This window comes from Flavobacterium fryxellicola (genome assembly GCF_900143245.1).
Lineage (GTDB): Bacteria > Bacteroidota > Bacteroidia > Flavobacteriales > Flavobacteriaceae > Flavobacterium > Flavobacterium fryxellicola.
This window is the reverse complement of sequence record NZ_FRDK01000007.1, coordinates 46,551-67,956: the sequence shown is the minus strand read 5'-3', so window position 1 is coordinate 67,956 and position 21,406 is coordinate 46,551. Positions and strand designations below refer to the sequence as shown.

Here is a 21,406-nt window from a genome sequence, read left to right as displayed (position 1 = left end):
TATTGCTCAACTCCTTCTTGGGGTTGGGGAAATTATATTATTTGTGTAAAAGGAATTTCGTTTTTTAATGCGTTCAAAATAAAGTTATCTTCTAATCCATTGACAATCCAAGTCTCAACATTACCTGCCTTAGCAATTGCTGCAGCTTCAATTTTAGATTGCATGCCGCCAGTTCCGTGAGAGGATTTCGAATCCCCAATTTCATTTTCCAACACTTTTAAATCAGTTACTAACGAAATAGTTTCTGGAACGGTATTGTTTAAAGATGCTTTGGTGTAAATCCCATTCGTATTTGTAGCAATAATCAGAATGTCAACCTTCAATAAAACGGCTGTTAACGCCGCTAATTTATCATTATCACCAAACTGAATTTCGTCAGTTGCCACCGTATCATTTTCGTTGATAATTGGTATGTAACTGTTTTTTACCAATACATTTATCGTGTTCACAATGTTGACCTTGGATTGTTCCTTCTCAAAATCCGAATACGAAAGTAAACACTGCGAAATCAGTAATCCTAAATCACTGAAACTTTCATGATAAATCCGCATCAAGTGAGGCTGACCAATTGAAGCTAGCGCTTGTTTGACAAACACATCTTTGTCTTGATTTTCTAGTTTTACAAATTGTTTGGCTGCAGCAATCGCACCTGAACTTACAATGATAAACTCATACTCCTCCTGTAAAGCAGCGATTTGTATACCTATATCCTCAATTTTTCCTCTCGAAATATGATTGGTTTCCTTGGTTAAGGTATTGCTACCTAACTTTAATAAAATTCTTTTTTTAGCCATAATTTTAACCACAAAGGGTAAAAAGTTTTATTTTTCCTTTATAAACTCGAAGTTCATAAAAGTTTTATTGGTGTTTAACTACTACTGTAATATACTTAATTTGTTCTCGACTGCTTCGAACTGACAAGAAAAATCTACATTCTAAATCTGCATTCTAAAATCGTTAATCTGCAATCAAAAATCTTTTATCGGATTTGCCCATCTCCATAAATATACCACTTATTAGTAACTAAATGTTGCAAACCTATTGGTCCACGTTGATGCAGTTTATCAGTACTTATTGCCAGTTCGCCTCCAAGACCAAATTGTCCGCCATCCGTAAAGCGGGTGGAAGCGTTTTGATACACGGCCGCAGTATCCACATTGTCCATAAACTCTTGCGCAATGAAATCATTTTTTGTGATTATGGAAGCCGAATGTCCGCCGCAATACTTGTTAATTTTGTCAATCGCCTCTTGATTTGAATTGGCAATTCCAATTACAATTTTGTAATCTAAAAATTCTTCATACCAAATCAAATCTGACTCAATCTCTGGTACATTAGCTATTTTTGAAATACTTATATCGCCTAAAACAATGACGTTTCTTTGTTGCAGTTCGGTGATTAATTTCTTGGTGAATGCTTCCCAATTCTCCAGATTAGTATCAATCAATACTTTATCTAAAGCATTACAAACTGATATATTTGAGGTCTTTCCGTTAATTATAATAGCAAGTGCTTGGTCTAAATCAGCTTCTGCGTTCACGTATACAAAATTATTTCCGCGACCACTTACGATCACCGGGCAAGTAGCGTGTTTTTTGACAAAAGCAATTAATTTTTCACCTCCGCGAGGTACAATTAAATCGACCTTTTGTGTTGGTTGCTCTAAGAATGCTTGCGTTTCTTCTCGGTTGTAATTCAAATATTCTACCCAGTCAGCAGCAACTTCATTGTCTTTTAACGCTTGTTGCCATAATTCGACAATTTTTAAATTGGACAGTAAAGATTCTTTACCGCCTTTTAAAAGAATTTTATTTCCTGATTTAAAAGCAATTCCACCCGCTTCAACAGTTACGTCAGGTCTGGATTCGTAAATAATCATTATAGTTCCAAAAGCAGCTGTTTTATTGTAAATCTTTAATCCGTTTTCGTGAGTAAAATCAAATCTTACTTTCCCTACAGGATCTTCCTGAATTGTCAATTGTTGCAGCGACAAAATCATTCCATCAATCTTAGCGTCATCAACCAGCAACCTTTTTTCCATAGCCAAGTCGTCACCAGAATAATTGTTTAAATCCTGCTGATTCACTGCTTTTAGATTGGCTCTTTCTTGCTCAAGAAGTGCTGCCATTTTGCTTAAAACTGAATTTCTTTTGGTTACAGATAATATTGTTTTCATTTTCTTCTATTTTTTATTTGGGCGTGACCCCAAGTTGCTTCGTCGTTCCTCCTCTCCACTTGGGGTCGGGCTATTCGTTCCCGCTTTTTTATGATTAGCTAAAAAGCTAATTATAAAAAGAGCTCCACTACTATCCCTCACGCACGCTAATAGTATCTTAATTCGGCTAAACTTTCTTTTAAAGCTTTAATAAAAGTGTCTATTGCTTCTTTCTTGATTGTCAATGGCGGAAGGATTCTTAATAAGTGTTTATTACTGGCGCTTCCTGTAAAAATATATTTTTCAAGAATTAGTTTTTTTCGTAAGGCACTTACATCAAAATCAAATTCTACTCCCAGCATTAAACCTCTTCCTTTTACTTGGACAACTTCAGGAACACTTTTTATTTGTTCCTGAAAATAGGCAGAAATAGCTATGGCATTATCCATCAATTTCTCTTTTTCGATAATATCTAAAACCGCTATTCCAGCAGCGCATGATAAGTGGTTTCCACCAAAAGTAGTTCCTAACATTCCGTATACGGCTGCAATATGATTGCCTATTAAAACGCCTCCAATAGGAAATCCATTTCCCATTCCTTTTGCAATCGTAATAATATCCGGTTTGATGTTATGGTGTTGAAAACCAAAAAACTTACCCGTTCTGCCATAACCAGCCTGCACTTCGTCTAAAATCAAAACTACATCGTACGTTTTACACAAGTGCTCTAAGGCTTGAAAAAAGGCTGTCGAAGCTTGGTCTAAACCGCCTACACCTTGAATGGATTCGATTATAACAGAGGAAACATCTCCTTTTTTTAATTCGTTTTCTAAGGCAACAACATCGTCAAACGGCAAGAATGTAACTTTTTGCTGCTTGTTTAAAGGCGCATTAATTTTTTCATTGTCGGTTACAGCAACCGCTGCAGAAGTTCTTCCATGAAACGAATTCTTAAAAGCAATCACTCTTGATTTGCCATTCACAAAAGAAGCTAGTTTCAACGCATTTTCATTGGCTTCAGCTCCAGAACTACACAAGAATAAATCATACTCTTCGCAGTCGGAAAGTTTTCCGAGCTTAGTTGCTAATTCCTCTTGAATTGGATTTTGAATCGCATTGGAATAAAAGGCCAAATGATCCAATTGATCTTTTAGTTTTGCCACATATTCTGGATGCGTATGACCTACCGAAATGACGGCATGGCCACCGTAAAGGTCTAAATATTCTATTCCTTTATCATCTGTAATGATACAATCCAGTCCTTTTACTGGGGTTACATCAAATAAGGGGTAAACGTTGAATAAGTTCATTGTTATTTATTTTTGTTTAATTGTTTAGTTATCTGATTAATATATTAAGCAGTTAATCGATTAACCGAATAAACTTTTCTAAAATCCACTTGGTTTCAATTTCAATCCTGTCGTTTCATCCAATCCAAACATCAAATTCATGTTTTGAATTGCTTGTCCTGAAGCACCTTTTGTCAAATTATCAATTACGGAGGTGATCAACAACCGATTTCCTTTTTTTAGTAAACTAATAATGCATTTGTTCGTTTGAAGTACTTGCTTCATATTGATGGCGGTGGTCGTAACGGTTACAAAGGGCTGATCGGCATAGAAAGTTTCATATTCTGACACTATTTCTTCTAAACTTTCTTCGATGGTTGTATACAATGTGGCGAAAATTCCTCTGGCAAAATCTCCTTTGTTCGGTATAAATATTAATTCATTAGTATAATCGGCTTGCAATTGCTTTACGCTTTGGTTTATTTCGCCCAAATGTTGGTGTTCAAAAGCTTTGTAATGCGACATATTATTGGATCTCCAACTAAAATGTGTCGTTTCTGAAGGGGTAACTCCAGCGCCAGTGCTTCCTGTTGTAGCATTGATATGAACGTCCGTAGTTAGCATTCCAGCTTGTGCCAAAGGCAGCAGTGCCAACTGAATTGCAGTAGCAAAACAACCTGGATTGGCAATAAACTGAGCGTTTTTTATGGTCGCTTTATTTATTTCTGGTAAACCATAAACAAACGATTTTCCTTGAAATACTGCGTCTTTTGTCAAACGGAAATCATTTCCTAAATCGATAATTTTAGTGTGCGCTGCAAATTGATTTTGTGCTAAAAATGCTTTGGATTTTCCGTGTCCCAAACAGAGGAATACCACATTTACATTAGGATTAATAGTGTTGGTAAAATTCATTTCAATATCCCCAAGTAAATCTTGGTGTGCCACTGATAGTGGTTTTCCAGCATTGGTAGTGCTGAAAACAAAATCAATTGTGGCATTGGGATGAAACATCAATATTCTAATCAGTTCTCCCGCTGTATAACCGGATCCACCTATTATTCCAACATGTATCATTATCTCTTTTTTTAAATATTTTTATTGTTTGAACAAGTAAGGAATCAAGTCACCTTTAGTAAAAAATTCATAATTTTTTAAAAGATTATCCAAATTTCTTTTGAAAACTAAAACTTGATTTTTAGCCCCGATTGAAGTGAAAATCCTTTTCCTTTTTATTTTAAAAAAGGAAAAGATTGCAACGAAAAGCGGGACAAATTTTCTTAAAAAACACAGTATCTCTGCTCCTAAAAAAACATACTATTTTACACGTACGTTTCCTTATTCACAGATGAAAATATGTTTTGCGCATTGCCTAAAATTTTGATAAACCCTTTAGCATCGTCAGCGGTCCACGCATTGTTCATTTCGCCATATTGACCAAAACCAGTGTTCATCAAATCATTATCCGACTCGATTCCGTCCAACGTAAAATGATACGGTTTTAACGCTACTGTCACCGTTCCATTTACCGTTTTTTGAGTGTCTTCAAGGAAAGTTTCGATATTTCGCATCACTGGATCCAGAAATTGGCCTTCATGAAACAACATTCCGTACCAGTTTCCCAACTGTTCTTTCCAGTGCTGTTGCCATTTTCCAAGGGTGTGTTTCTCCAGTAAATGGTGTGCTTTGATAATAATTAACGGCGCAGCAGCTTCAAAACCAACTCTCCCTTTTATTCCTATTATCGTATCGCCAACATGCATGTCTCTGCCAATTGCAAAGGCGCTTGCGAGTTTTTCCAGTAAAATGATATTTTTTACAGGCGTATCCATTTTGTTATTGATCCCTACCAATTCTCCTTTTTCAAAGTGCAAAGTCACTTTTTCTTCGCCCTCTCTTTGCAATTGCGAAGGATATGCTTCACTTGGAAGCGGAAGGTTTGAGGTCAATGTTTCTTTGCCGCCAACACTCGTTCCCCAAAGTCCTTTATTGATGGAATATTGTGCTTTCTCCCACGAATATTCTACTCCATTTGCTTGCAAATACGCCACTTCTTCCTGTCTTGATAATTTCAAATCACGGATAGGAGTGATGATCTCTATTTCGGGAGCGATGGTTTGAAAAATTAAATCAAATCGGATTTGGTCATTTCCTGCGCCAGTGCTTCCGTGAGCAATTGCATCAGCACCAACCGATTTGGCATATTTAATCGCTTCCATAGCTTGAAACACACGTTCAGCACTCACAGATAGCGGATATGTATTGTTTTTTAGCACATTGCCATAAATTAAATATTTGATAGCCTTATCATAATATTTATCTACAATGGTAAGGGTAGTGTGTTGCGCACTTCCTAAATCGTAGGCTCTTTCTTCAATTGCTGCTAGTTCGGCTTCGTCAAATCCTCCTGTATTGATAAGAACGGTATGAACTTCATAACCTTTCTCATTCTTCAAATATTTCAGGCAGTAGGAGGTATCTAATCCTCCACTATATGCTAATACTACTTTTTTCATAATTATATTATTTTTTTCCTCCCAGTTTTCCCGCAGTGGCGAGCCTTAATAGGCGAGGGGAATTTTATTTGTTCTTCCTATTTATTTGTTGCTTTTTCTTTCTTGACTCCCTTCTCTTCGGGGAGGGTTAGTGATGGGATTAATCTTCCAAGAAAATAGCTTGTTTTATTTTTTTTAACCGGTTCCAGATCCGGACATTAAAAGGATGCTTTGAAGGATCTTTCTGTTTTTCTTTCGGATCATATAACATTCCGGTGCACAAACACATTTTATTTTCTTTGCTTTTTAGAATTTCATAATTGGTGCAGGTTTGACACCCTTTCCAAAAACTGGGATCATTCGTTAATTCTGAAAAAGGAACTGGTTTGTATCCTAAATCAGAATTGATTTTCATTACTGCTAATCCTGTCGTGATTCCAAATACTTTAGCTTCTGGATACTTGTCTAATGAATAATCAAAAACAAATGATTTGATTTTTTTTGCTAAACCTAAATTTCTATAATCTGGATGCACAATCAGTCCAGAATGGGCCACAAATTTACCGTGTTGCCAACTTTCGATATAACAAAAGCCGGCAAATTTTCCATTATCTAAGGCGATAACAGCATCCTTACTTTCCATCTTTTTTTTGATGTATTCTGGAGTTCTTTTAGCAATTCCAGTACCTCTCAAAAGGGCAGATAATTCTATTGTTTCGCATATTTCTTGCGAATATTTATAATGTTCTTCCTGAGTTGTTATGATAGAAATATTCATTTCAAGAGCTGAATTTTTGAGTTAAAAAATGAGTTATCAGTTTGTTTTGAAACGCATTATTCCTCCCACTAAAATTAAAAGTAAAATACGAGTTTGTGGTCCAATAAATTGAATAACAATTAATTAGTAAAAATAAAGGAATCATCTTGGAATGTACTATCCAACTGGGAAATAAATGTGATTTCAAAACGAGAAAGAATAAAATAGGAATAAAAATATCAGAGCACTTGAGGAAACTATACTGATAGTGTCCGTACTTCGGGAGAAGTAGCAGGTCTGTTTGTCCGTGAGATAGGAGTTATATTTATATTGGTATTATTCATTGAAACAAAAGTACACTATTTTTTAAAACTCATCACCTATTTTTATTTTTCTAACAAAATTTTAATGAATTGTTGATTTAATTAAAAACAAAAAAAACTCCTTGATCAATTTATTTATCAAGGAGTTAGATACAAGAGTATTTATTTTTGGAGACTAATTTCTAAAGCGGTTGCGGCTTATAATGTCTTTAATTTTAGCTTTCAAGTCTTCTCCCGTATCATAAACCATCTGTTCGCTACTAGGAAAGGGAACTGGATTTCTGTCAAAATAAGAGTAGTAGTTGTCGTCAGAAGCACGTCGGTCTCCTTTGTACGTTGCGTAAATATTCTCAAAAATGAACTCACTGCTAATCGGAAAAGAGTGTAGCAATTGATTGCTTCTAAAATTCAAATAGTCAATTTTAGCGGTAATTTGGCACGATTTAAATTGTCTGAATTCATAAATCCTGGCCGTCACTGTTTTAAGATTATCTACCATAACTACTTTTCCTTTTTCGTCAACGACTTCTTTTCCATTGGCGTCAATCAGTTTTTTGACACCCTCTTTTATGATACGTTCTTTCACAAATTCCCTTTCTTTAATTTGCTCTGGCGAAATAAATATTTGGCGAAAATTGATTACCATTCCATAATCATATTCAATTCCTTTTTGTTTCTTGCTGTGGTAAACAGTCCATTTGTCATTTAATCCCAATGTGCTGAAGTCCAATAGGTCATTTTGAAGCCGAATAGGAATAATCATGTTGGTTTCATTTTTGGTATACACCGAGACATAATCAGAGCCTTTAAATTGTGCTTCCTCCAGCAGTTGTATCACGTTTTTGTAATTTGGATTTATTTGGTTCAAATACTCCAGGTCATCATACGCTTTCCTGAAGTTCATCTTGTCAGTAGTTGCCATTAATTTTTTAGCATTGGCATATAAATACCCTGATAATGCATTTTTGCTATCTATAATCTGATCGTTATAATTATCAAACGGAAAAATAGCGTTTCTGCCTTCTTTAAGTAGCTTAAGCGGGAGCAACGGTTTAATGGTTTCCTGACGTTGATTCAGTTGTAAATACGTCGTGTACATTTTTTCCAATTGCGCGGGATTGGCGTCTTTAGCAAGCAAATTTATGGAATTCAAATCCCGTTCTTTTGCTTTGGCGAAAGCCTCTTCTAGTAAATAGACATACTCTTGTTTGCCTTTTTTATCTTTATTAGTCCGCAAATTAGACACTGCATTTTCGATAGCCTGATCATAATTCCCAGAACTTAATAAGTTTTGGATTTGCTTGACACCGCATGCTGAAACAAGGATAAACAAGAATAATAACAGCGTAATTTTTTTCATAAGCACTTCTTTTTAGCAAGTTTCTATCAATTTGTAACTATTTAAAGTGCTTCAAAAATAAGAAAATTATTAAACCTGATAATTTTATTAGTCAAAATATAGTGAAAACGATACAAATTTTTAGGGAGCTGCTTCCAGCTATTCGTTACAAGTTTATTGGCATCAGGTTGTTTTTGTAAGCCCTAAAAGGAGCTTCCTACGGTCGCTCTTTTACAACAACAAAAAACTAACCTGCTGCTGCATAAAGCTTTTCACTTCTATCCGGGCTCTGAGATGATGAATAAAGCAGTACATTTGAATTGTCGCCAGTGAATTATCCAGAAACACAAAATTAGTACTACATGTTTGAAAACCCTTTATTCTTAATTCCATTTATGGCAGGACTGGCTTTTACAGTAGCGGGTCTTATTATGCTTAAATTTCCACCAAAGAAAATAAATTCTCTGTATGGTTACCGAACGGCAAACGCAATGAAAAGTCAAGAAAGATGGGATTTTGCTCAAAATTATTCGTCTAAAGAAATGATTAAGCTGGGTTTACTATTGAGTGCTTGCTGCGTTTTTAGTTTCGTAACAAACTTTGATCCTACGATAAATAGGAATGTAGGTCTAAGTCTTTTGATTGTGACGGTAATTGGGCTTTTAGTACGAGTAGAAAGAGCGATCAATAACAAATTTGGCACGCAATAAATACCAAATTCAATTGATTTTAGCAGTTTGTTTTGGCGCATACTTTAAAATAAAAAACTCCGAAAGTCTAGACATTCGGAGTTTTGTTTATAGTTTTTTAGAATTTCATTTTCTAACGAACGGCGGCAGTAGTTTGCTGGAAACTTCTCCAAAACCAATTCTTACATGGCCATTTTGACAAAAACCTTTCATAATAACAGTGTCATTGTCATTAATAAACTTACGTTCTGTCCCATCATTTAGTTTAATTGGGTTTTTTCCTCCCCAAGTTAATTCTAGCATGGAACCAAAACTATCTTCAGTAGGCCCTGAAATAGTACCTGAACCCATCATATCACCAGAATTCACACGACAACCATTAGAAGTATGGTGTGCTAATTGCTGGCTCATTGTCCAATACATGTATTTGAAATTTGAACGTGAAATCACCGTCGGTTCTGCTTTTTCAGGCTGAATGGCTACTTCTAAATTAATATCAAAAGAATGCTTTCCTTTTTGTTGTAAATAGGGCAGTGGAGTTGGTTCTTGTTTTGGTCCTTTAGTTCTAAAAGGTTCCAAGGCATCCATTGTCACAATCCACGGCGAAATGGAGCTTGCAAAACTCTTAGCTAAGAACGGTCCTAGTGGCACATATTCCCACTTTTGAATATCGCGCGCACTCCAGTCGTTCAGTAACACCATTCCAAAAATATAATCTTCCGCTTCTGTTACGGCTATATTTTCGCCCATTATATTGACATCAGTGGTAATAAAGGCCGTTTCTAATTCGAAATCTACTAAACGAGAAGAGCCAAAAACGGGTGTAGTTTCCCCATTTGGCAAGGTTTGTCCCATCGGGCGGTGAACCGGAATACCAGAGGGAACTATAGTAGAACTTCTACCATGGTATCCCACAGGAATGTGAAGCCAGTTAGGTAGTAACGCATTTTCTGGGTCTCGAAACATTTTCCCTACATTAGTCGCGTGCTCTTTACTGGAGTAAAAATCAGTGTAATCGCCTATCAATACAGGCAACTGCATTTCAACATCCTCTAAATTGAAAATGATAATGTCTTTGTGCTTTACGTTATCTCGTAATTTCGGATTGGTCAGATCAAAAAGTTCCGCAATTCGGTTTCGAACCAAACGCCATGTTTTTTGGCCATCAGAAATAAAATCATTCAAAGTATCCTGCATGAACATATCATCGGTCAATTCAATACCTTCAAAATAATTTAATTGTTGCAAAGCGCCTAAATCAATGGCGAAATCTCCTATTCTAGTTCCTACGGTTACGACGTTCTCTTTTGTAAGAAAAACACCAAACGGAATGTTTTGAATGGGAAAATCACTGTTTGCATCTACTTCTAGCCATGATTTTCTATTGGTATCGTTAGCTGTTATCGGCATATTTTGTTAATTAATTTGTTAAAAAATTACTCATCAAATATATTATAATCTAACTATTAACCAAACGTTTTTTTGTATTTTTGCATCAAATTAACGAAAATCAAAAAAATGCAACGCGACGAACAAATTTTTGACCTTATTCTGGAAGAACAAGAAAGACAAATTCACGGATTAGAACTTATTGCCTCAGAAAACTTCGTAAGTGACGAGGTAATGGAAGCTGCTGGTTCCGTTTTAACCAACAAATATGCGGAAGGGTATCCTGGCAAAAGATACTACGGCGGTTGCGAAGTAGTTGACGTTGTGGAGCAAATTGCAATTGACAGAGCCAAAGAATTATTTGGAGCGGCTTATGCTAATGTGCAACCTCACTCTGGTTCTCAAGCTAATACAGCGGTTTACCACGCGTGTATTAAACCTGGAGACAAAATTTTAGGTTTTGATTTGTCTCATGGTGGACACTTGACTCACGGTTCTCCAGTGAATTTTTCCGGTCGTTTGTACACTCCTTCTTTTTATGGCGTGGACAAGGAAACTGGAAGATTAAATTATGATAAAATTCAAGAAATAGCAACAAGAGAACAACCAAAATTGATCATTGCAGGTGCTTCGGCATACTCTCGTGATATGGATTTTGAGCGCTTCAGAGTAATTGCTGATAGTGTAGGAGCCATTTTATTGGCTGATATTTCACATCCAGCGGGACTAATTGCCAAAGGTTTGATGAATGATCCATTGCCTCATTGCCATATTGTTACAACTACAACGCACAAAACGTTGCGTGGTCCTCGTGGAGGATTAATTTTAATGGGTAAAGATTTTGAAAATCCATTTGGTTTAACCACCCCAAAAGGCGAAATCAGAATGATGTCCTCTTTGTTGGATTTAGCTGTTTTCCCTGGAAATCAAGGGGGTCCATTGATGCACATTATTGCTGCAAAAGCGGTAGCTTTTGGTGAAGCATTAAAAGACGAATTTTTTACGTATGCTTTACAACTACAAAAAAATGCTAATGCGATGGCAGATGCTTTTGTAAAAAGAGGTTACGAAATCATTTCTGGTGGAACGGATAATCACATGATGTTGATTGATTTAAGAAATAAAAATATTTCTGGAAAAGAAGCTGAAAACGCATTAGTAAGAGCAGAAATAACAGTTAATAAAAACATGGTTCCCTTTGATGATAAATCTCCATTTGTGACTTCAGGAATTCGTGTAGGAACAGCAGCAATTACCACTCGAGGTTTAGTTGAAGAGGATATGGAAACTATTGTTGCTCTTATCGATAGAGTATTAGTGGATCACACTAACGAGGAGGTTATCGAAGCGGTAGCAAACGAAGTAAACGAAATGATGAGCGAAAGAGCTATTTTCGTATACTAAATAAATACATCTTAATGTTTTAAAGTCGAAAGTCGAAAGTCTTTGAATAGAATTTAATATTCTGTCTGACCTTTTGGCTTTCGACTTTTGACGTTATGACTTTCTAACTTTAAGACTAAAATTATGTCTGTATTACGATTAAAATTACCAACGGATCCAAGATGGGTCAATATTGTAGAAAAAAATATCGAAGAGATCTTAACAGATCACGCTTGGTGTGAACAAAAAGCCGCTACAAATGCCATTACGATTATAACAAACAATTCAGAGCATCAAGATTTAGTGCAGGATTTATTGGCTTTGGCCAAAGAAGAAATCGACCATTTTGAACAAGTCCATACTATTATAATTAAACGTGGATTGAAATTAGGACGCGAGCGCAAAGACGATTACGTGAATGAATTGTATTTGTACATGAAGAAAAGTGGGACGGGAAGTAGAGTGTCAGCTTTAGTGGAACGGTTATTGTTTTCGGCTATGATAGAGGCCAGAAGTTGTGAACGATTCAAAGTGCTTTCAGAAAACATTCAGGATGAGGAATTAGCTGTATTCTATAGAGATTTAATGGAAAGTGAAGCAGGACATTACACCACTTTTATTACTTACGCACGCAAGTATGGAGTAGGAATTAATGTAGAAAAACGCTGGAGAGAGTGGCTGGAATTTGAAGAGTCTGTTATTGCAAATTATGGTAAAAATGAAACGATTCATGGGTAAGTTTAAGCAATGAAGTTTTAATTAATCAAGATCAAACATTTATATTTATGTAGTTAAATATATTTGTAGACCTTAAATTATATATTTTTAATAAATTTATTATTTGCTATCGATTGGTAATTTTTGGTATACTTTTATGGCGTCAAACTAATGTTTAATAATTTATTTATTCGATGAAGCTCAATTATAATTATGATGGAAATATTGCTTGTAAGCGGATATTAGAAGACCAATTAGACAAATTAAAGATAGAATACCAAATTTTAGGTTTAGGTCAAATTGAAATTAATGATGATTTATCGTTAGAAAGTTTCGAAAAACTCCAATTAGAACTTGAAAGATATGCAATACACATTATTAATAATCCAAAAATCCAACTGATACAAGCAATTAAAGATGCAATTATCGAAATTATTTATGACAAAGATAAATTTCCAAGTAGCACAATTTCGCAGTATTTATCAGAAAAGTTAAAATTTAGATATGGATACATTACTACTCTTTTTTCTGAATACACGTATACATCGATTGAAAACTTTATCATTATTCAAAAAATTGAAAGAGCTAAAAAATTAATTTTAGCTGAAGAATTAAGTCTGACTGAGATTTCTTATGAATTGAATTATAGTAGCGTCGCCTATTTATCAACGCAATTCAAAAAAGTAACAGGATTAACACCTTCCATGTTTAAAAGAATAGTGGATAAAAAAAGACTTTTATCAAAGAAAAAGAATAAATAGAACAATCCATACCCTTATTTTTATGATTAATAAAATAGATAGAATTCATATTTTGATTGCAGATGATGACGAAGAGGATTTGCAACTTTTTAATGAAGCTTTAGCCGAACTAAAAATGGACTATAAACTGACCTCGTTTAAAGATGGTAAAGTTTTAATTGATTATCTGGAAAATCTGGAAAATAAGTTGCCTCATATTTTATTCTTGGATTTGAACATGCCTTGTAAAACAGGACATGAATGTCTTAAAGAAATAAGATCAAATTCGCGGTTCATAGATGTTTCCATTGCAATATATTCAACCTCCTCGTCAGAAAAAGATATTGAAGATAGTTTTGTACAAGGCGCTAATATTTACATAAAAAAGCCGAATGATTTTTCTAAACTTAAAAAGGTAATTAAAGACGTAGTAAATATGGACTGGCAGTATCAGTCTTCAGGTTTAAACAAAGAAACCTTTTTTTATAGTTTGTAAATCTAAAAAAAAAGTAAAAATTTTAAGATTTTAAAAATTTCCAAGTATTCAGCACCAATTTTAAGATTGGCAATCCTAGTCGAATTGTGACAAACACAATAGTTTTATAAGAGAGAAAGGAAATCCAAATTTTAGAGCAAAATTATATATTTTTATCCAACAAGAAATCTTTCTTTGAGTACAATAATTGACCTAAATAAATTACAATGTTATCACTATCTGAAGCTACTTCCACTGATTTTAAAACGATCCAATACATAGCAAATAAAACTTGGCCTGTTACCTACGGTGGTATTTTGTCAAAGGAACAGATTCATTATATGCTTAATTTGTTCTATTCCGAAAAAGCTTTACTCGAAAATTTAAACCAAAAAGGACATCTTTTTCTATTGGTAGAGGAAGATGGAGTTTGTCTTGGATTTGCTTCTTATGAACACCGTTATTTAAACCAAGAAGTAACAAGGCTCCATAAAATTTACTTGCTTCCGGAAGCTCAAGGAAAAGGAGCAGGGAAGTTCTTGATTGATACAATTGAAAATTTAGCAAGACAAAATCATTCGGTTGCTATTTCTTTGAATGTCAATAAATTTAACAAAGCACTCTCTTTTTACAAAAAAATAGGTTTTGAAATCGTCGCCGAGGAAGATATTGAGTTAGGGTATGGCGGTTATAAAATGGAAGACTACAAAATGGAAAAAGTTCTGTAGGTTAACGTTTTCTTATTCCTGTGAAATTATTTTCAGTATGTAATTATGTACCTAGGATATCCACTTAAAAATGGATAATGTCGTATATTTATAGAAATAATAGATCATAAACTACAAAGTTAAATAAGAAACAAAATGAGTTTTACTATACGACTACTATTTTACCTACTAGCTTTTAGTTTTGTTTCTTGTGCTAAAGAAGAAACGGAAAAAATTAAGCCAACCATTGGAGAAGTGACCGAAAGTGTCTATGCATCTGGCGTTATCAAAGCGGATGGCCAGTATACTGTTTATTCCACTGTAAACGGAACATTATTAAAAGTAAATGTTATTGCGGGTCAATCTATTAGCAAAGGACAACGACTATTTGAGTTGGAAAGCGAAAAAGCGGAACTGAACACTGAAAATGCACGACTGGCTTACCAATTAAGCTTAGAAAGCAGCCGCTATATTCAAGATAAAATGGCTGAAATGGAAATGAAAGTTCAGTCTGCTAGAGATAAATTAACGGTAGACGAATCCATTTACCGCCGAAACAAAAATGTCATAAACCAAGGTGGAATTTCAGAAGTTGATTTTGAAAGAATCGAATTAGCATATAAAAGTTCGAAAATTAATTTTGAATCTACTAAAAAACAATTGACGCAACTTAGAGCTCAATTGAAAAATGAACAAAGTAAAAATGCGATTAATTTACAACTCAATCAAAAATCTCAAAATGATTTTAGTATTAAGAGTGCGTTCTCTGGACAGTTATTTGATGTTCTGGTAAAAGAAGGGTCTTTGATTACACCTCAAATTGCCTTAGCGATAATAGGTCAAGCCAATTCTTTTTTGTTAGCGTTAGAAGTTGACGAAAATGATATGGTTCGCGTAAAAACGGGTCAGAAAGTACTTGTAACGATGGACAGTTACAAAGGAAAAGTTTTTGATGCAATTGTCGATAAAATTTATCCCATCATGGAGGAGCGTTCCCGTACTTTTAAAATCGAAGCCCATTTTATGAAACCACCGCCAAAACTCTATCCAAATCTTACAGCAGAAGCTAATATTATTATTCAAACGAAAAAAAATACCATCACCATACCAAAACTGTTCTTAATTGAAGGTAAATATGTTTTAGTAAATAAAGATGAAAAAAGAGCAGTAAAAACGGGCTTAAGCGATTATCAGAAAGTAGAAATAGTAGCGGGATTAAAGGCGAACGAAATGATTTATAAACCTCAATAATGAACTTTAAACTTATTTTAAATATTGCATTTCATTTGCTTCAAGCGCGCTTAAAGCAAACCATTGTTGCGGCAGTTGGTGTAACTTTTAGCATTGCCATGTTTATTGCTTTAGTAAGTTTTATGAATGGACTCAATGATTTATTAGATGGATTGATGCTCAACAGAACACCACATGTGCTGCTGTATAATGAAATAAAACCTTCTGAAAATCAACCTATTTTTTTGTCGGAAGAATTCAAGAACAATACCAATTTTATCCGTTCTATAAAACCAAAAGATATTGGTAAGTCCATTTACAACAGCAAAACAATTATATCTGTTTTAAAAAAAGATACCCGGGTTATAGATGTTGCTCCAAAAGTGACTTCCCCTGTTTTTTTTAATTCTGGAACAATTGAAATCAGCGGAGTAATTAACGGCATTGATGTGCTATCTGAGGAAAAATTATTTAAAATAAGTGATTATATAGTAGACGGTACTGTGACTGATTTGCTTCAAAACAATAGTATTATTATCGGAAAGGGTTTGTCCGATAAAATGTTACTTTCCAGGGGTGATATAATTAAAATCACCACTTCTAAAGGAAAGCTAGCTTCGCTAAAAATCGTTGGAATTTCTGAAATTGGAATTGCAGAGATTGATAATGTGATGAGTTATACTTCATTGGCGACCGCTCAAAAAATAGTGGGAGAAGCTACTAATTACATCACGGATATTCAGATAAATTTATACGATATGACCACGGCGCCTGCTGTTGCAAATGAGTTTAGGAATACCTTTAATCTTGATGCAATCGATTATCAAACTGCCAATTCTCAGTTTGAAACTGGTAGCACGGTGCGAAGCATTATTTCCTATGCGGTTGGAGTAGTTTTACTTATTGTTGCCGGTTTTGGAATTTATAATATTCTGAACATGATGATTTATGAAAAAATGGATAGTATTGCCATTTTAAAAGCTACAGGATTTTCTGGTAATGATGTGCAATGGATATTTATTTCACTTTCGATAATTATTGGACTTGCGGGGGGCTTGTTTGGTTTATTGTTTGGCTATATTTTCTCTTCGATTATAGATAGTATTCCATTTGAAACCGCTTCGCTGCCTACCGTGAAAACATATCCTATTAATTACAATCCACTGTATTATGGAATTGGGATTACTTTTGCTTTATTCACAACAACTATTGCTGGACTTTTCCCTGCGCTAAAAGCCAGTAAAATAGATCCAGTTGAAATTATCAGGGGAAAATAGAGATGGAAAATAATGTTATTTTAGAGACAAAAGGCTTGAGTAAATATTTTTACGATCCCGTAAAATTTCAGGTCTTGAAAGAAATTGAAATGCGCATTAATTATGGTGAATTTGTGTCAATAGTAGGCAAATCGGGCTGTGGAAAATCGACTTTATTGTACTTGCTCTCCACAATGGATACAGCGTACGACGGTCAAATTTACATTCACAACGAACTTGTAACAGGAAAGACAGATAGAGAATTAGCTTTGATTCGAAATGAAAAAATAGGTTTTGTATTTCAGTTTCATTATTTATTGGCAGAATATAACGTACTAAAAAATGTCATGCTTCCAGGGATGAAATTAGGCAAATATTCCGATCAAGAATTAGAAAATCGTGCGATGAAGCATTTAAAAACGCTCGATATGGAAGATCAAGCACTGAAAATGCCCAATCAGTTAAGCGGTGGTCAAAAGCAGCGGGTGGCAATTGCTCGCGCACTGATCAATGATCCTTTGATAATAATGGGCGATGAGCCCACCGGGAATTTAGACAAGAAAAATAGTGACTTGGTTTTTGATATTTTCAATAGGCTTACCCAAGAAGAAAATCAGACTTTATTAGTAGTTACCCATGATACTGATTTTGCTAATAGGACCTCAAGGATTATTACCATGGAAGATGGGAAAATAATTTCTTAAAAAGATTTATTCAACTATAATATCATGTTTGTACAGCAATCCTTTCAGCCCTTCCATAGAAAAAATGGCTTTCTTTAATTTTGTTGTTTTGGGATCAATTGTATAATTATAGCTAGTTTTAAAATCAGCTTTGTTGGCAATTGCTTTTGCAAATTCGGAACGGTGTAAATCACAGTTTTCAAAAAGTGCTTCGGTCAAATCCGAACCCATAAAATCTACTGCAACAAGACTACAATTAGTAAAAGAGGTTCCTTTTAGTTTTAAAGTATAAAATTTGGAGAAATCCAAAGTACACTTGTTAAAGGCGATTTCGAAAATTAATTTATCACACATTGAAAAATTCACTTCCTTGATTTGACAACGATTGAAAGTAACGGTTCTAAACGCTACGTAATTAATTTTTGCGTCGTTAAAAACACAATCATTAAAGGTGCAGTCAATAAAAGTTACTGCTACAAAAACACAGTTGGAGAAATTACAATTGGTAAACGTACAGCACTCAAATTCCTTGCAATTGACTTCTTCTTCGTTATAAGTAATTTTACTGTATTCAATATCTAGAAAATATGCTGGCATTTAGGAGTTTTAAATTCGGGTTTTAAAGGAGTGAGTTCGCAACAAAGTAACAAAATTCTAAATCGTCAATCTGGATAAATTAGCAGTATTATTTTTAGAATATTAAACTCTTTCATAGTCTCCTTCCCAATGTTGAATCGCTTTTTTGATTGCTTTTCCTGAAAGATTTTCATTCAGTGCTCTTTGTATAAGTGCTGTAAGCTCAGTGTCAGGCGCAAATCGTAAAGCAAATAATTGATCATCATTGAGTCGATATTCAAAATCCTCTAATCTTTTGCCTGTTATAGAAAAATAACGGTACCTCATTTCTAAACGTACGATTCGATTTTGCAGCGTGAGTGCGTAATGTTGGCGTAACATAAAAGCAAGGCAAAAAAGCACTACAAATATAATGCTGATAAAAGTCCAAATGAGTTGATCCTCAGTGGTAAAGGTAAAGTACATACTGAAAGCCAATAAAGTCATAACTATTGGATAATAGACAAAATGATGAGGTGGATAATACTTAATATGATTTTTAAAGGATTGAATTTCCATTTTATTTTTTTTTAAAGATACTCAAAACTACTTATTTTTATAAACTTTAATGATTTTAAACTAAAATTCGTCAGGCTCAGTAAGGATAAGTTCATTTGTGAAAGTATTGTTTTTGAGAGAATCCAAAGGGTTATTTACAAAGTACATTTTCATCATTCCTTTATTTTTCACTTCAACTTCCCCTCTGTATTCGCAATCAAAATCATTTTTAATAATATTATATGTAAAATCGGATATATTTATCTTTCCTGCTTCTGAGTTAGATTCCATTCGGGAGGCGATATTCACTGTATCTCCCCAAATGTCATAGGAGAATTTTTTTATTCCAACCACTCCCGCTACTAGTGGACCTGTATTGATTCCGATTCGAATTTCAAAACGAGTTTGATTTTCTGAATTCACATTTTTTGAAGCTGCTACAAATTGGGCAATTTCCAGCGCTGCAAGTACTATTTTATGAGCATGATCTTTAGTGGGGAAGGGCAAACCGCCGGCGCACATATAGGCATCACCAACGGTTTTAATCTTTTCCAAATTGTATTTATCCATTATTGTGTCAAATTTTGAAAAATAAAAATCAATACTTTCTACCAATTTCTCAGGAGATAAATTTTCAGAATACTTTGTAAATCCTTCAAAATCAGAAAATAAAACAGTAACAGAGTCAAACTTTTTAGCTTGAACTTTTCCGCTTCGTTTTAGTTCAAGGGCAGTTTCCTCAGGGAGAATATTCAAGAGTAATTGATTAGAACGATTTTTCTCTTCTTCAATAATACCATTTGTCTTCTTGATAAATTTATAACGTCTATAAAAACCTATGGTAATAATTAAGATTAGCACTAAAGAGATTGCAGTAGCATAAATGATATTTTGTTGTTTTTTCTCTTTTAATTTCTGAATTTCTGAATCTTTCTCGAGTAGGTCCACTTCAATTTGCTTTTGGGAAACCTCATAATTTGTCCTTATGTCAGCCATTTGCTGAACGGATTTTAGGTTAGTGACACTATCTCGATATGCAATGTGATTTTTATAGAATTTAAGGGATTCTTTTGGATTTCCAGCTTTCTGATAGAGTTCATAAATTTTAAGATTCGAATTACTAATTTGTTCCTTTAATCCATATTTTTCTGCCAGCTGCAGACTGCGCTTCGCATAACGAAGTGCTGCAGGCCAATTATTCTGCATTAAGTAGATGTCGGACATGTATAACAAATAGTCTGAAATGGCATAATAGTCTTCTAATTCTTCTAGGATATTCATGGCCTCTCTAATGTAGGACTTAGCAAGATCACTTTTGCCTATTTTGGCATATACCATTCCAATATTTCCCAAAGTGTATGCCGTGCCACTCGAATAATTAATCTTCTTAAAAATAACACCAGCCTCTTCAAAATTAGTTAAAGCTAAAGCAAATTTTTTGTTCTTGGAATATTCATCTCCAGCGTTTAATAGTACGCTAGCCAGAGATATGGAATCATTGGATTTTCGTAGCAATTGTATTGACTTATTATAGTAAATTTCGGCATTATTGGAGTTTCCCATAACTGAATACACATCCGCTATTGCCATGTATGATATTCCTTCTCCATTCTTGGACTTCGCTTTGATTGCTGCTTTTCCCCCATTGAAAAAATCGTTTAAAGCCTCGTTTAAATTTCCTTTTAGTCTATTTTTTGTGCCTTTTTGATAATATCCTCGATACAGATATAAGTTGTTTTTCTCTACTTTTGATAATGCAATTAATTCATCTGCATAGTGGATTGATAATTTTAAATTATTCACTTCATTAAATGATAAATTCCGAAGTAATTCTAATTTTTCCGTATTTCCAAGTTCATTTGTTTGATAAATTTTCAAAAGGCTATCAGCCACCTTTTGATTCTGAGCCTGCATAATTAAGTTCAGAAAAAGTGAAATAACAACCAGAAATGAGATTCTGACAAAAATTGTAAGGTCTTTTGCAAGTATCATGGGTTTGCCGCTAATTTTGGATCGATTTGGAAAGATTTAAAGTTATTTGCATTGGCGTAAATACTAAAATAAATACTGTATTTATCTATTTTTTTTAGCAAATTAGAATCATCTTTAACCTTAGCTGTACTATTCCCGGACCTGCCGCCGGTCCCTTTAATAGTTGATGAATCAAAAAAATTGACATCACTAAAATTTGGTTCGTAAACAATGCTGTCAATGGACACAGAAAATCCTGCATCGGTTGTCAAACCTATCCATTTCACGTCTTGGTTGATATACACATTAGATTTAAAGTCCTCTAAAGTGCCATTTGCAGAACGTCCGGAGTTATCATCCGATAGCGAACATTTAGCATTAATATCAGCCGGAGAAGGGTTATTCATTGTGTAAAGACTATTCGCTTGAACAGTCAATGCAATTACTACTTTTTTGCCCATAATTAATATATTTAATAGTTAATAATATTAATTTAAATAGACCAATTTAGAATGGGGCAGCGTAGATAAGGTATTGATTTTTAGTATTTTGGTCTACTTGTTCTATCAAATTTAGTTTATTTTTTGCAGATTTTAATCACATTATCTTATTATGAATTGTAGTTGAATTATTATACTGTAAAAAAATAAGAATGGAATTCTCACAGGAAGAATCAGAATTGAATGGATTCAAAA

21 protein-coding genes are annotated in these 21,406 nt (G+C 34.2%); 9 read left to right on the top strand and 12 right to left on the bottom strand.

Annotated features, from left to right (window positions below; genetic code table 11):
• Window positions 1–32: 32 nt before the first annotated feature.
• From proB to BUA03_RS11155, 7 genes are all read right to left on the bottom strand, one after another.
• Entirely contained in the window at window positions 33–794 is a 762-nt protein-coding gene (proB, locus tag BUA03_RS11185) for a glutamate 5-kinase (protein ID WP_066076882.1), read from the bottom strand.
• Between the two features lie 185 nt (window positions 795–979).
• The gene (locus BUA03_RS11180; protein ID WP_066076879.1) at window positions 980–2,176 is read right to left on the bottom strand and encodes a glutamate-5-semialdehyde dehydrogenase; all 1,197 of its coding nucleotides are present in this window, start codon (window positions 2,174–2,176) and stop codon (window positions 980–982) included.
• 146 nt (window positions 2,177–2,322) lie between these two features.
• Window positions 2,323–3,465 (bottom strand): aspartate aminotransferase family protein, encoded by a 1,143-nt coding sequence (locus BUA03_RS11175; RefSeq protein ID WP_066076876.1) that lies wholly within the window; start codon window positions 3,463–3,465, stop codon window positions 2,323–2,325.
• 78 nt (window positions 3,466–3,543) lie between these two features.
• Complete coding sequence (argC, locus tag BUA03_RS11170; protein ID WP_066076874.1) at window positions 3,544–4,521, bottom strand: N-acetyl-gamma-glutamyl-phosphate reductase; 978 nt, start codon at window positions 4,519–4,521, stop codon at window positions 3,544–3,546.
• A gap of 245 nt (window positions 4,522–4,766) precedes the next feature.
• Entirely contained in the window at window positions 4,767–5,960 is a 1,194-nt protein-coding gene (locus BUA03_RS11165; protein ID WP_066076870.1) for an argininosuccinate synthase, read from the bottom strand.
• A gap of 139 nt (window positions 5,961–6,099) precedes the next feature.
• Entirely contained in the window at window positions 6,100–6,717 is a 618-nt protein-coding gene (locus BUA03_RS11160; protein WP_082854276.1) for a GNAT family N-acetyltransferase, read from the bottom strand.
• A gap of 477 nt (window positions 6,718–7,194) precedes the next feature.
• Window positions 7,195–8,379 carry a hypothetical protein gene (locus BUA03_RS11155; RefSeq protein ID WP_066076867.1) on the bottom strand — a complete coding sequence of 395 codons (1,185 nt, stop codon included), beginning with the start codon at window positions 8,377–8,379 and terminating at the stop codon, window positions 7,195–7,197.
• A gap of 341 nt (window positions 8,380–8,720) precedes the next feature.
• Between BUA03_RS11155 and BUA03_RS11150 the strand changes: the two genes are divergently transcribed.
• Window positions 8,721–9,068: an SdpI family protein gene (locus tag BUA03_RS11150; protein ID WP_066076864.1), complete on the top strand. Its 348-nt coding sequence runs from the start codon at window positions 8,721–8,723 to the stop codon at window positions 9,066–9,068.
• A 105-nt stretch (window positions 9,069–9,173) separates the two neighbouring features.
• Here the strand turns inward: BUA03_RS11150 and fahA are convergent, their stop codons facing one another.
• On the bottom strand, window positions 9,174–10,457 hold the full coding sequence (gene fahA / locus BUA03_RS11145) for a fumarylacetoacetase (RefSeq protein ID WP_066076862.1): 1,284 nt from the start codon (window positions 10,455–10,457) through the stop codon (window positions 9,174–9,176).
• A gap of 108 nt (window positions 10,458–10,565) precedes the next feature.
• Here fahA and glyA point away from each other — a divergent pair, with 108 nt between their 5' ends.
• From glyA to BUA03_RS11105, 8 genes are all read left to right on the top strand, one after another.
• A complete protein-coding gene (gene glyA, locus BUA03_RS11140) occupies window positions 10,566–11,840 on the top strand; it encodes a serine hydroxymethyltransferase (protein WP_066076858.1) in 1,275 nt (424 codons plus the stop codon).
• Between the two features lie 123 nt (window positions 11,841–11,963).
• The gene (gene miaE, locus BUA03_RS11135) at window positions 11,964–12,557 is read left to right on the top strand and encodes a MiaE family protein (RefSeq protein ID WP_066076855.1); all 594 of its coding nucleotides are present in this window, start codon (window positions 11,964–11,966) and stop codon (window positions 12,555–12,557) included.
• A gap of 173 nt (window positions 12,558–12,730) precedes the next feature.
• Window positions 12,731–13,297 (top strand): helix-turn-helix domain-containing protein, encoded by a 567-nt coding sequence (locus BUA03_RS11130; protein WP_066076852.1) that lies wholly within the window; start codon window positions 12,731–12,733, stop codon window positions 13,295–13,297.
• 22 nt (window positions 13,298–13,319) lie between these two features.
• Complete coding sequence (locus BUA03_RS11125; protein WP_175542105.1) at window positions 13,320–13,772, top strand: response regulator; 453 nt, start codon at window positions 13,320–13,322, stop codon at window positions 13,770–13,772.
• A gap of 206 nt (window positions 13,773–13,978) precedes the next feature.
• Window positions 13,979–14,479, top strand: coding sequence for a GNAT family N-acetyltransferase (locus BUA03_RS11120; protein ID WP_066076849.1), 501 nt, complete (start codon window positions 13,979–13,981; stop codon window positions 14,477–14,479).
• Between the two features lie 135 nt (window positions 14,480–14,614).
• The gene (locus tag BUA03_RS11115; protein WP_066076846.1) at window positions 14,615–15,709 is read left to right on the top strand and encodes an efflux RND transporter periplasmic adaptor subunit; all 1,095 of its coding nucleotides are present in this window, start codon (window positions 14,615–14,617) and stop codon (window positions 15,707–15,709) included.
• Window positions 15,709–16,965 carry an ABC transporter permease gene (locus tag BUA03_RS11110; protein ID WP_066076843.1) on the top strand — a complete coding sequence of 419 codons (1,257 nt, stop codon included), beginning with the start codon at window positions 15,709–15,711 and terminating at the stop codon, window positions 16,963–16,965. Before BUA03_RS11115 ends, BUA03_RS11110 begins: the two co-directional genes overlap by 1 nt.
• A 2-nt stretch (window positions 16,966–16,967) precedes the next feature.
• The gene (locus BUA03_RS11105) at window positions 16,968–17,648 is read left to right on the top strand and encodes an ABC transporter ATP-binding protein (RefSeq protein ID WP_066076840.1); all 681 of its coding nucleotides are present in this window, start codon (window positions 16,968–16,970) and stop codon (window positions 17,646–17,648) included.
• Window positions 17,649–17,654: 6 nt separating this feature from the next.
• Here BUA03_RS11105 and BUA03_RS11100 read toward each other — a convergent pair whose 3' ends face one another.
• The 4 genes from BUA03_RS11100 to BUA03_RS11085 form a co-directional block, all read right to left on the bottom strand.
• The gene (locus tag BUA03_RS11100; protein ID WP_066076836.1) at window positions 17,655–18,224 is read right to left on the bottom strand and encodes a pentapeptide repeat-containing protein; all 570 of its coding nucleotides are present in this window, start codon (window positions 18,222–18,224) and stop codon (window positions 17,655–17,657) included.
• Between the two features lie 102 nt (window positions 18,225–18,326).
• Window positions 18,327–18,761: a DUF6526 family protein gene (locus tag BUA03_RS11095; protein WP_066076833.1), complete on the bottom strand. Its 435-nt coding sequence runs from the start codon at window positions 18,759–18,761 to the stop codon at window positions 18,327–18,329.
• A 60-nt stretch (window positions 18,762–18,821) separates the two neighbouring features.
• On the bottom strand, window positions 18,822–20,732 hold the full coding sequence (locus BUA03_RS11090) for an adenylate/guanylate cyclase domain-containing protein (RefSeq protein WP_066076831.1): 1,911 nt from the start codon (window positions 20,730–20,732) through the stop codon (window positions 18,822–18,824).
• The gene (locus tag BUA03_RS11085; RefSeq protein ID WP_066076828.1) at window positions 20,729–21,172 is read right to left on the bottom strand and encodes a hypothetical protein; all 444 of its coding nucleotides are present in this window, start codon (window positions 21,170–21,172) and stop codon (window positions 20,729–20,731) included. Before BUA03_RS11085 ends, BUA03_RS11090 begins: the two co-directional genes overlap by 4 nt.
• Between the last annotated feature and the right edge of the window lie 234 nt (window positions 21,173–21,406).

Coding starts and splice junctions, on each gene's coding strand:
- proB (WP_066076882.1), bottom strand. CDS start 794: ATGGCTAAAAAAAGAATTTTATTAAAGTTAGGTAGCAATACCTTAACC.
- BUA03_RS11180 (WP_066076879.1), bottom strand. CDS start 2,176: ATGAAAACAATATTATCTGTAACCAAAAGAAATTCAGTTTTAAGCAAA.
- BUA03_RS11175 (WP_066076876.1), bottom strand. CDS start 3,465: ATGAACTTATTCAACGTTTACCCCTTATTTGATGTAACCCCAGTAAAA.
- argC (WP_066076874.1), bottom strand. CDS start 4,521: ATGATACATGTTGGAATAATAGGTGGATCCGGTTATACAGCGGGAGAA.
- BUA03_RS11165 (WP_066076870.1), bottom strand. CDS start 5,960: ATGAAAAAAGTAGTATTAGCATATAGTGGAGGATTAGATACCTCCTAC.
- BUA03_RS11160 (WP_082854276.1), bottom strand. CDS start 6,717: ATGAATATTTCTATCATAACAACTCAGGAAGAACATTATAAATATTCG.
- BUA03_RS11155 (WP_066076867.1), bottom strand. CDS start 8,379: ATGAAAAAAATTACGCTGTTATTATTCTTGTTTATCCTTGTTTCAGCA.
- BUA03_RS11150 (WP_066076864.1), top strand. CDS start 8,721: ATGTTTGAAAACCCTTTATTCTTAATTCCATTTATGGCAGGACTGGCT.
- fahA (WP_066076862.1), bottom strand. CDS start 10,457: ATGCCGATAACAGCTAACGATACCAATAGAAAATCATGGCTAGAAGTA.
- glyA (WP_066076858.1), top strand. CDS start 10,566: ATGCAACGCGACGAACAAATTTTTGACCTTATTCTGGAAGAACAAGAA.
- miaE (WP_066076855.1), top strand. CDS start 11,964: ATGTCTGTATTACGATTAAAATTACCAACGGATCCAAGATGGGTCAAT.
- BUA03_RS11130 (WP_066076852.1), top strand. CDS start 12,731: ATGAAGCTCAATTATAATTATGATGGAAATATTGCTTGTAAGCGGATA.
- BUA03_RS11125 (WP_175542105.1), top strand. CDS start 13,320: ATGATTAATAAAATAGATAGAATTCATATTTTGATTGCAGATGATGAC.
- BUA03_RS11120 (WP_066076849.1), top strand. CDS start 13,979: ATGTTATCACTATCTGAAGCTACTTCCACTGATTTTAAAACGATCCAA.
- BUA03_RS11115 (WP_066076846.1), top strand. CDS start 14,615: ATGAGTTTTACTATACGACTACTATTTTACCTACTAGCTTTTAGTTTT.
- BUA03_RS11110 (WP_066076843.1), top strand. CDS start 15,709: ATGAACTTTAAACTTATTTTAAATATTGCATTTCATTTGCTTCAAGCG.
- BUA03_RS11105 (WP_066076840.1), top strand. CDS start 16,968: ATGGAAAATAATGTTATTTTAGAGACAAAAGGCTTGAGTAAATATTTT.
- BUA03_RS11100 (WP_066076836.1), bottom strand. CDS start 18,224: ATGCCAGCATATTTTCTAGATATTGAATACAGTAAAATTACTTATAAC.
- BUA03_RS11095 (WP_066076833.1), bottom strand. CDS start 18,761: ATGGAAATTCAATCCTTTAAAAATCATATTAAGTATTATCCACCTCAT.
- BUA03_RS11090 (WP_066076831.1), bottom strand. CDS start 20,732: ATGATACTTGCAAAAGACCTTACAATTTTTGTCAGAATCTCATTTCTG.
- BUA03_RS11085 (WP_066076828.1), bottom strand. CDS start 21,172: ATGGGCAAAAAAGTAGTAATTGCATTGACTGTTCAAGCGAATAGTCTT.